Source organism: Burkholderia sp. Se-20378 (assembly GCF_017104665.1).
In the GTDB taxonomy this organism is placed as follows: Bacteria; Pseudomonadota; Gammaproteobacteria; order Burkholderiales; family Burkholderiaceae; genus Burkholderia; species Burkholderia lata.
Genome location: NZ_JAAGPG010000353.1, coordinates 1 through 8819 on the forward strand (window position 1 = coordinate 1; position 8819 = coordinate 8819).

Consider the following 8819-nt stretch of genomic DNA (forward strand, 5'->3'; position numbering starts at 1 on the left):
TGCCGCCCCGGCGCGCCGAGGCGACGACGGCGATCGCGCGCCAGCACCGGTTACGCCGGTTGCGTCGACCGACACGATGCCGCCGATGGACGACATGCCGCCTGCCGGACCCGACGATTTCGCGTGGTTCGATGCGGCGCCGCCGGGCGCTCCCGTGCCGGTGGCCGAATCGCGTCCCGTTGGTACGCCGGTTGCCGCGCTCGACTGGGATGCGCTGGCCGCGCGCGTGGCCGACTGCACGCTGTGCCGTTTGTGCGAGAAGCGGACCAACACCGTGTTCGGCGTCGGCGACCGCGAAGCGGACTGGATGCTGATCGGCGAAGCGCCGGGCGAGAACGAGGACAAGCAGGGCGAGCCGTTCGTCGGCCAGGCCGGCAAGCTGCTCGACAACATGTTGCAGTCGCTGTCGCTCAAGCGCGGCGACAACGTGTACATCGCGAACGTGATCAAGTGCCGGCCGCCCGGCAACCGCAACCCGGAGCCGGACGAAGTCGCGAGCTGCGAGCCTTATCTGCAGCGCCAGGTCGCACTCGTGAAGCCGAAGCTGATCGTCGCGCTCGGCCGCTTCGCCGCGCAGACGCTGCTGAAGACGGATGCGAGCATTGCGTCGCTGCGCGGCCGCGTGCATGCGTACGAAGGCGTGCCGGTGATCGTGACCTACCATCCGGCGTACCTGCTTCGCAGCCTGCAGGACAAGTCGAAGGCATGGGCCGACCTGTGCCTCGCACGCGACACGTTCCAGCGCACGGAAGGCGGCGACGCGAACGGGCCGGCCGGACAATGACGACCGGCGCGGCGTTCGCATTCGTCGATACGCTGCACGACGTCGCGGTTCGGGATCTGGGCTGGCTGCTGGCCAGCCCGAGCCTGCTCACCGCGGTGCCGGACGCGCCGCTTGCGCGCCCGTGGCTGGATGCGGCCGGGCAGGCGGCTGTCGAAGCATGGCTCGCCGCGCTCGATGCGCAGCCCGAGCCGCTGCATCGTGCGCTCGACGGCTTCCGGCCCACCCGGCTCGGCCGTTACGCCGAATGCCTGCTCGAGTATTTCCTGACGCACGGGCCGTCGCTGCGGCTCGTCGCGGCCAATCTGCCGCTGCGCAGCAACGGCAAGACGCTCGGCGAAGTCGATTTTCTCGTCGATGCACCGGACGGGCAGCGCCTGCACTGGGAACTCGCGGTGAAGTGCTACCTGTGCGCGCCGGTGCAGGCCGGCGCTTCGCTCGCCGATTTCGTCGGCCCCAACCTCGTCGACCGGTTCGACCGCAAGCGCATCCGGCTACTCGAGCATCAGCTTCGGCTCGGCGATCGCGACGGGTTCGCGCGGCTCGGCTACGGCGCGCCGTCCGATGCGCAGATGTTCATCAAGGGCTGGTTGTTCTATCCGCACGGCGCGCCGTTGCCGCCGGTGTCCGCAGAAATCGCGCCGGATCACCCGCACGGCTTCTGGCTGACTCATGCGCAGTGGCCAGCCTGGGCGGCCGAGCAGCGTGCCGGTGTCGCGTGGAGCGTGTTGCCGCGGCTTGCGTGGCTCGCGCCGCGACGCGCTGCCGCCGATAGCGGATTCGACCCCGAACCGCTGGCGGCCGCTCTGGAACTGCCGTCCATACTGACGGCACGTGAGGCTCCCGCGCTGATCGGCATTCATGAAAAGGGCAGTGACGGCACGTGGCGCGAAATGGCACGCGGCTTCGTCGTGACGGACGACTGGCCGACGCGTGCGGAGGCGTTCGCTGCGCAGGATCACTGACGCCGCGTCAGCCGGCGCTCACCACCAGCGATGGAAGTGATGGACGGGGCCGACGCCGTGACCGACGTCGAGGTGGCCGCTCGCGGCGATCGCGCCGGTCAGGTAGGTCTTGGCTTCGCGCACCGCGCTTTCGAGGTCGGGCTGCTGCGGCAGCAGCGCGGCGATCGCCGACGACAGCGTGCAGCCGGTGCCGTGTGTGTTGCTGACCGGCACGCGTGCGCCGTCCAGCCGCACGGTGCGGGTCGCTTCGACGAGCCAGTCGGGGCTTGCGGACGCGTCGGGCAGGTGGCCGCCTTTCATCAGCACGGCGCGCGCCCCCGTCTGCAGCAATGCCTGGCCTTGCCTGACCATGTCGTCTTCGGTGGTTGCGGGCGCATCGTTCAGCAGCGCGGCTGCTTCGGGCAGATTCGGCGTCACGACCGTCGCGAGCGGCAGCAGCACATCGCGCAACGCGGCGACGGCGTCGGGCGCGAGCAGTGCGTGCGAGCTCTTGGAAATCATCACCGTGTCGAGCACGACGAAGCGCGGCGCGTATCGGCGCAGCGCGTCGGCGACCGCGTGCACGATCGCCGCGTTCGCGAGCATCCCGATCTTGACCGCATCGATGCGGATATCGCCGAACACCGCATCGAGTTGCGCGGTCACGAACGCGGCATCCGGCGCATGCACGCCTGTCACGCCGCGCGTGTTCTGCGCGGTCAGCGCCGTGATCACGCTCGCGCCATACGCGCCGAGCGCGGAAAAGGTCTTCAGGTCGGCCTGGATGCCTGCGCCGCCGCCCGAATCGGAGCCGGCGATCGTCAGGATGTTGGGTATCGGGTGCGTCATGAGGGCAACGCGCCGGTTCGAGAACCGGCGCCGGCGGACGGAAACGGGAAGTGTAGCGTCAGTGTCGCGATTCGCCGATCAGCGCGACCGAGTCGAACTGACGCTGGTTCGCCTGGTGGCGGCGCATCACGAGCCACATCGTCAGGCAGACGAACGTGCCGAACAGCACGATCACGACGCCGACCGGCACGTCGAGCCACACGAGCACCGCATACAGGCACAGCATCACGAGCACCGACAGGTTCTCGTTGAAGTTCTGCACCGCGATCGAGTGGCCGGCCGACAGCAGCACGTGGCCGCGATGCTGCAGCAGCGCGTTCATCGGAACGACGAAGTAGCCGGACAACGCGCCGACGCACATCAGGAAGATGTACGCGATGATCAGGTACACGGGCATCCGCAGGTGGCCGATGTGCACGGCCCAGTGCGACGGGAACAGGTCGCGCGTGTAGAACGCCATCAGCATCACCGCGATGCCCATGATGATGCCGACGGGCAGCACGGTCAGCGACTTCTTCAACGGGATCCGCGCGGCAGCGGCGATTGCGCCGGCCGCGACGCCGACGGCGACCACGGCCTGCAGGATCGCGCCTTCCGACAGCGACATGCCGAGCGACACTTCAGCCCACTTCAGCACGATGAACTGCAGCGTCGCGCCCGCGCCCCAGAACAGCGTCGTGACTGCCAGCGAGATCTGGCCGAGCTTGTCGCGCCACAGCACCATGAAGCAGTCGGCGAAATCGGTGAGGAGCTTGACCGGGCCGCGTTCCTGCTTCGGGTAGCGGGCGCCGGTATCGGGGATGCGCAGGTTGAACAGCGCGGCGATCACGTAGATCGCCATGATGATCGCCATTGCCGCTTCGGCGGGCGTGCCGATCCAGGCGGGCGTGTGCGCGATCACGTGCGACGCGATGTGCGGGCTGATCAGCGCGCCGCCCAGCACGGTGCCGAGAATGATCGAGCTGACGGTCGTGCCTTCGATCCAGCCGTTCGCGGCGACCAGCCGGTCGGCCGGCAGCAGCTCGGTGAGGATGCCGTATTTCGCGGGCGAATAGGCCGCCGCGCCGAAACCGACGATCCCGTACGCGATCAGCGGGTGGGCGCCGAACAGCATGATCATGCAGCCGACGACCTTGATCGAGTTGGTGATGAACATCACGCGGCCCTTCGGGCGCGAATCCGCGAAGGCGCCGACATAGGCCGCCAGCACCACATAGGACAACACGAAGAACAGCTTCAACAGCGGTGTCATCCAGTTGGGGGCGTGGAGGTCTTTCAGCAGGGCGATGGCGGCGATGAGGAGCGCATTGTCGGCCAGCGACGAGAAAAACTGCGCGGCCATGATGGTGTAAAAACCTTTTTTCATCTGATGCGATGCTTTCGTCGCTGCGGCAGGGCCGCGTAGGCCGCCTGGTATGCGATCGGCTTATTCCGTTCGAAATGGGTTGTGCGCACGGCTTTATAACATGAAAATACGCCAATTCGGACTAGCAAGATTCCCCGATCGTTCCGCAAATTGTCGGCTTCAGTGCTCAAAAGGCGCGGTAAGCTGATGATTCGCAAGCGTCTTTACGTAAATTTCCCATGCCGCGCCCGATCTCCGCCACCATCCATACCGCCGCTCTCGCGAACAATCTCTCCGTCGTCCGCCGCTTTGCCGGCCCGTCCAAGGTCTGGGCGGTCGTCAAGGCCAACGCGTACGGTCACGGTCTTGCGCGTGCGTTTCCCGGCCTGCGCGGCACCGACGGCTTCGGCCTGCTCGACCTCGACGAGGCCGTCAAGCTGCGCGAGCTCGGCTGGGCCGGTCCGATCCTGCTGCTCGAAGGGTTCTTCCGCTCGACCGACATCGACGTGATCGACCGCTACAGCCTGACGACAACCGTCCACAACGACGAGCAGATGCGGATGCTGGAAACGGCGCGGCTGTCGAAGCCCGTCAACGTGCAGCTCAAGATGAACAGCGGGATGAACCGGCTCGGCTACCTGCCGGAAAAATACCGCGCCGCATGGGAGCGCGCCCGCGCGTGCCACGGCATCGGCCAGATCACGTTGATGACCCATTTTTCGGATGCGGACAACGAGCGCGGCGTCGCCGAGCAGCTCGCGACGTTCGAGCGCGGCGCGGAAAACATCGCCGGCGCACGCAGCCTCGCGAACTCCGCGGCCGTGCTGTGGCATCCGGACACGCACTTCGACTGGGTGCGCCCGGGGATCGTGCTGTACGGCGCGTCGCCGTCCGGGCTGTCTTCCGACATCGCCGATACCGGGCTGAAGCCTGCGATGACGCTCGCGTCCGAGCTGATCGCGGTGCAGACGATCGGGAAGGGCCAGGCCATCGGCTATGGCTCGACGTTCTCCGCGCAGGCGCCGATGCGGATCGGCGTGGTCGCGTGCGGTTACGCGGACGGCTATCCGCGGGTCGCGCCCGAAGGCACGCCCGTGATCGTCGACGGCATCCGCACGCGGATCGTCGGTCGCGTATCGATGGACATGATTACCGTCGACCTGTCACCGTGCCCGCAGGCCGGTGTCGGCGCGCGCGTCGAGCTGTGGGGCAACGCGCTGCCGATCGACGACGTCGCTCGCCATTGCGGCACGATCGGTTACGAGCTGATGTGCGCGGTCGCCGGCCGCGTGCCCGTGCGCGCGGAATAAGGGCGTTGCGCGTGGCCAAACAGAAAACCGTATACGTCTGCAGCGAGTGCGGCGGACAGACCCCGAAGTGGCAGGGCCAATGCCCGTCGTGCCAGGCCTGGAACACGCTGGTCGAATCGGTCGCCGAGGCGCCGGCTGCCCATCGTTTCCAGTCGCTCGCGAAACGGGCGCCCGTCCAGCGTCTCGTCGACATCGAAGCGGCCGACGTGCCGCGCTTCTCGACCGGCATCGGCGAATTCGACCGCGTGCTCGGCGGTGGGCTGGTCCCGGGCGGCGTCGTGCTGATCGGCGGCGATCCCGGCATCGGCAAGTCGACGCTGCTGTTGCAGTCGCTCGCGGATATCGCGAGCGAGCGGCGCGCGCTCTATATCAGCGGTGAGGAATCGGCCGCGCAGATCGCATTGCGTGCGCAACGGCTGGCGCTGCTCGACGGCGGTGCGCCGGCGGATGAGCTGAAGCTGCTCGCCGAGATCCAGCTCGAGAAGATCCAGGCCGCGATCGATGCGGAGCGGCCGGACGTGGCCGTGATCGACTCGATCCAGACCGTCTATTCGGAAGCGCTCACGTCGGCGCCGGGCTCGGTCGCACAGGTGCGCGAGTGCGCGGCGCAGCTCACGCGCATCGCGAAGCAGTCGGGCACCGCGATCATCATGGTCGGGCACGTGACGAAGGAGGGCAACCTGGCCGGCCCGCGCGTGCTCGAGCACATCGTCGACACCGTGCTGTACTTCGAAGGCGACACGCATTCGTCGTTCCGGCTCGTGCGTGCGTTCAAGAACCGTTTCGGTGCGGTCAACGAACTCGGCGTGTTCGCGATGACCGAGCGCGGGCTGCGCGGCGTCGCGAATCCGTCCGCGCTGTTCCTGTCGCAGCACGAGCAGGTCGTGCCCGGTTCGTGCGTGCTCGTCACGCAGGAAGGTACGCGCCCGCTGCTCGTCGAAGTCCAGGCGCTCGTCGATACGGCGCACGTGCCGAACCCGCGCCGGCTCGCGGTCGGCCTCGAACAGAACCGGCTTGCGATGCTGCTCGCGGTGCTGCACCGGCACGCAGGCATCGCGTGTTTCGACCAGGACGTGTTCCTCAATGCCGTGGGTGGCGTGAAGATCACCGAGCCGGCCGCCGACCTCGCGGTGCTGCTTGCGATCCATTCGTCGATGCGCAACAAGGCTTTGCCGAAAGGGCTGATCGTGTTCGGCGAAGTGGGGCTGGCGGGCGAGATCCGGCCGTCGCCCCGCGGGCAGGAGCGGTTGCGCGAAGCCGCGAAGCTCGGATTCACGTCCGCGCTGATTCCGAAGGCGAATGCGCCGAAGCAGCCGATCGAAGGGCTGAACGTGATGGCGGTCGATCGGCTCGAGCAGGCGATCGACCGCGTGCGCGATCTCGAGTGACCGGCCCGGCAGGCGCCCGGGCCATGCGTGCGGGCGATCTGTCGCGTAATTCGCTGTAAAGAAGATGTAGGGTTCTGTAACCCGCCGGACATCGCTTTTCCCTATCCTTTGCCGGATTGTCGAACCGCGCAATGCGAAGGGATCCTATGTTGAAATCGTATGGGGAAGCGCCGAGCGGACGCCTTTACAACCTGCGTGGCTGCCGTGTGTCTGAGCCGATTCGCCAACCCTGGGGCGGCGGGTGCCGGATCGTCGAATGGATCGACGAAGAGGGGCGCCTCGCGCGCAAGGTCGTGTCCGAGGACGTGACGGAAGCGGAAGTCGCCGCGGCGATCCGGCGGCCGACCGAAGGGCGCCGGTACCTGATGGGCGACGACGAGCAGATGCCGCGCGATACATTGCCGCGACGCTGAGCCGGCGGCGCGGCGAGCTGCCGCGGAACTGAGTGACGACGGTAAGGAATGAACAGGCCGGGCTTTTGCGCCCGGCCTTGTCGTATCTGGGCCAGTAAAGGGCCCGATGGTTTGTCGAGGGGCATCGATACCAAGGTACCGCTGCCGCGAGGCAGCCGGCACGCCGGACCGACTGGTGTGCCGGCCGGCTGCGCCGCGACGGCGGTCAGCCGATCTGCTCGAGCTCTTCCTGCGCGGCGAGCCAATCGGCCTCGACTGTTTCGAGGCGTGTGCTGACGTCGCCGAGCTTGCGGATCGCATCGGTCAGTTCCGTCTTGCGCTCGGCCTCGTAGCTCGCCGGATCGGCGACGAACGTGTCGAGGCGCGCCTTTTCCGCGTGCAGCGTCTCCATTTCCTTTTCGAGCTTCGTGATGCGCGTCTGCAGCGGCTTCTTCAACACCGACAGGCGCTGCCGCTCCTCGGCGGCCTGACGCTTCTGGTCCTTGCGATTGGCCGCGGCTCCCGCGCTCGATGAAGCCGCGCTGTCGGCCTTCGCGGCGGCGCGCTGCTCGGCCGCGTGCTGCAGCAGCCAGTCGCGGTAGTCGTCGAGGTCGCCGTCGAACGGCTGCAGCCGGTGCTTCGCGACCAGCATGAACTGGTCGGTCGTCGCGCGCAGCAGGTGGCGGTCGTGCGAGACGAGGATCAGCGTGCCTTCGAACTGCGCGAGCGCCATCGTCAGCGCATGACGCGTTTCGAGGTCGAGGTGGTTGGTCGGTTCGTCGAGCAGCAGCAGGTTCGGCTTCTGCCAGATGATCAGCGCGAGTGCGAGGCGGGCCTTTTCACCGCCCGAAAACGGCCCGACCGGGGTGGTCGCCATGTCGCCCGAAAAGTTGAAGCCGCCAAGGAAGTCGCGCAGCTCCTGCTCGCGCGTGTCGGGCGCGAGCCGCGCCAGGTGCGCGAGCGGCGAATCGTCCTCGCGCAGCGTTTCGAGCTGGTGCTGCGCGAAATAGCCGATCGTCAGCCCCTTGCCGTCGCGGACGTGCCCCGACAGCGGCGCGAGCGTGCCGGCCAGCGTCTTGATCAGCGTCGACTTGCCCTGGCCGTTCGCACCGAGCAGGCCGATGCGCTGGCCGTTCTGGATCGACAGCGCGACGCGCTCGACGATCGGGATTTCCGCTCCACCGTCGGCGTGGTAGCCGCAGCGGACGTCTTCCATCACCATCATCGGGTTCGGCGCGGCATCGGGCGTGCGGAATTCGAATGTGAACGGCGACGCGATGTGCGCCGGCGCGATCAGCTCCATCTTCTCCAGTGCCTTCATCCGGCTCTGCGCCTGCTTGGCCTTGGTCGCCTTGGCCTTGAAGCGGTCGACGAAGCTCTGCAGGTGCTCGATCGTCTTCTGCTGCTTTTCGTAGGCGCTTTGCTGCAGCGCCAGTTGCTGCGCGCGCAGCACTTCGAACTGCGAGTAGTTGCCGCCGTAGCGCTTCACCTGGCGGTTTTCCAGGTGCAGCGTGACATTGCAGATCGAATCGAGGAATTCGCGGTCGTGCGAAATCACGACGAGCGTGCCGGGGTAGCGGTGCAGCCAGTCTTCGAGCCAGACGATCGCGTCGAGGTCGAGGTGGTTCGTCGGTTCGTCGAGCAGCAGCAGGTCGGAGCGGCACATCAGCGCCTGCGCGAGGTTCAGGCGCATGCGCCAGCCGCCGGAGAAGCTGGCGACGGATTCACGCGTCTGCGCGAGCGTGAAGCCGAGGCCGAGCAGCAGCGCCTCGGCGCGGGCGGGGGCGGTGTAGCCGTCGGCGTCGGCGAA

The 8819-nt window shown here is 67.5% G+C and carries 8 protein-coding genes; 5 read left to right on the forward strand and 3 right to left on the reverse strand.

Annotated features, from left to right (window positions below; translation table 11 throughout):
• Positions 1–784, forward strand: a 784-nt coding sequence (locus tag G3N93_RS27835; protein ID WP_241026729.1) for a uracil-DNA glycosylase, incomplete at its 5' end; no start/stop codon positions are given.
• Positions 781–1746 (forward strand): DUF1853 family protein, encoded by a 966-nt coding sequence (locus G3N93_RS27840; protein ID WP_206134406.1) that lies wholly within the window; start codon positions 781–783, stop codon positions 1744–1746. The genes G3N93_RS27835 and G3N93_RS27840, both read left to right, overlap by 4 nt.
• An 18-nt stretch (positions 1747–1764) precedes the next feature.
• On the opposite strand, the gene thiD is transcribed toward G3N93_RS27840, so the two are convergent.
• Both thiD and lplT read right to left on the reverse strand, forming a co-directional pair.
• Positions 1765–2574, reverse strand: coding sequence for a bifunctional hydroxymethylpyrimidine kinase/phosphomethylpyrimidine kinase (thiD, locus tag G3N93_RS27845; RefSeq protein WP_206134407.1), 810 nt, complete (start codon positions 2572–2574; stop codon positions 1765–1767).
• Between the two features lie 58 nt (positions 2575–2632).
• Entirely contained in the window at positions 2633–3940 is a 1308-nt protein-coding gene (gene lplT / locus G3N93_RS27850) for a lysophospholipid transporter LplT (RefSeq protein ID WP_089425701.1), read from the reverse strand.
• A gap of 218 nt (positions 3941–4158) precedes the next feature.
• On the opposite strand from lplT, the gene alr reads away from it, so the two are divergent.
• The 3 genes from alr to G3N93_RS27865 all read left to right on the forward strand — a co-directional run bounded on the left by alr (position 4159) and on the right by G3N93_RS27865 (position 7030).
• Positions 4159–5229: an alanine racemase gene (gene alr / locus G3N93_RS27855; RefSeq protein WP_174944453.1), complete on the forward strand. Its 1071-nt coding sequence runs from the start codon at positions 4159–4161 to the stop codon at positions 5227–5229.
• Positions 5230–5240: 11 nt separating this feature from the next.
• Entirely contained in the window at positions 5241–6617 is a 1377-nt protein-coding gene (gene radA / locus G3N93_RS27860) for a DNA repair protein RadA (RefSeq protein WP_059233837.1), read from the forward strand.
• Between the two features lie 146 nt (positions 6618–6763).
• Positions 6764–7030, forward strand: coding sequence for a DUF2866 domain-containing protein (locus G3N93_RS27865; RefSeq protein WP_174944456.1), 267 nt, complete (start codon positions 6764–6766; stop codon positions 7028–7030).
• 205 nt (positions 7031–7235) lie between these two features.
• On the opposite strand, the gene G3N93_RS27870 is transcribed toward G3N93_RS27865, so the two are convergent.
• Positions 7236–8819 (reverse strand): ATP-binding cassette domain-containing protein (locus tag G3N93_RS27870; RefSeq protein WP_206134408.1); only part of this gene is annotated, 1584 nt, incomplete at its 5' end.